Origin of the sequence: Siccibacter colletis, assembly GCF_000696575.1 — a bacterium.
GTDB classification, from domain to species: domain Bacteria; phylum Pseudomonadota; class Gammaproteobacteria; order Enterobacterales; family Enterobacteriaceae; genus Siccibacter; species Siccibacter colletis.
The window spans coordinates 1-776 of the sequence record NZ_JMSQ01000034.1; the positions used below are offsets into that span (position 1 = coordinate 1).

Consider the following 776-nt stretch of genomic DNA (forward strand, 5'->3'; position numbering starts at 1 on the left):
GATTCGAACTTGGTGTGCGGCTTGATGGTGCCCGGCTTAGCCAGTACCTGGCCACGCTGGATCTCTTCACGCTTGATACCACGCAGCAGAACGCCGCAGTTCTCGCCCGCACGACCTTCGTCCAGCAGTTTGCGGAACATTTCAACGCCGGTACAGGTGGATTTCGCAGTATCTTTGATACCAACGATTTCAACTTCTTCACCAACCTTGATGATGCCGCGCTCTACACGACCGGTAACTACAGTACCACGGCCGGAGATGGAGAATACGTCTTCGATCGGCAGCAGGAACGGCTTGTCAATCGCACGCTCTGGTTCCGGGATGTAGGAATCCAGGTAGCCAGCCAGTTCGATGATTTTCTCTTCCCACTCAGCTTCGCCTTCCAGCGCTTTCAGAGCAGAACCACGAACGATCGGAGTGTCGTCGCCCGGGAAGTCGTACTGAGACAGCAGCTCGCGCACTTCCATCTCAACCAGTTCCAGCAGCTCTTCGTCATCAACCATGTCGCATTTGTTCAGGAACACGATGATGAACGGAACGCCTACCTGACGACCCAGCAGGATGTGCTCACGGGTCTGCGGCATCGGGCCGTCAGTCGCAGCAACAACCAGGATCGCGCCGTCCATCTGCGCAGCACCGGTGATCATGTTTTTAACATAGTCGGCGTGGCCCGGGCAGTCTACGTGTGCGTAGTGGCGAGTCGGGGTGTCATATTCAACGTGAGAAGTGTTGATGGTGATACCACGAGCTTTTTCTTCCGGCGCGTTATCGATCTG

General features: G+C 55.8%; 1 protein-coding gene. It reads right to left on the bottom strand.

Annotation, left to right across the window (positions count from 1 at the left end):
* Positions 1–776, bottom strand: a 776-nt coding sequence (locus tag ET34_RS0118805) for an elongation factor Tu (RefSeq protein WP_031524642.1), incomplete at both ends; no start/stop codon positions are given.